1 rRNA gene is annotated in these 243 nt (G+C 54.7%); it reads right to left on the bottom strand.

Annotated features, from left to right (window positions below):
• Positions 1-243, bottom strand: a 16S ribosomal RNA gene (locus HPT30_RS31250); the annotation flags it as partial.

Here is a 243-nt window from a genome sequence, read left to right as displayed (position 1 = left end):
TTCCCGTTGTACCGGCCATTGTAGTACGTGTGTAGCCCAGGTCATAAGGGGCATGATGATTTGACGTCATCCCCACCTTCCTCCGGTTTGTCACCGGCAGTCACTCTAGAGTGCCCAGCTTCACCTGCTGGCAACTAAAGTCAAGGGTTGCGCTCGTTGCGGGACTTAACCCAACATCTCACGACACGAGCTGACGACAACCATGCACCACCTGTCTCAACTTTCCCCGAAGGGCACCTAATG

Origin of the sequence: Paenibacillus agri (assembly GCF_013359945.1) — a bacterium.
Classification (GTDB): Bacteria; Bacillota; Bacilli; order Paenibacillales; family Paenibacillaceae; genus Paenibacillus_AQ; species Paenibacillus_AQ agri.
Note: the sequence above shows the minus strand (reverse complement) of the source record. Positions and strands in the feature narration are given on the sequence as shown.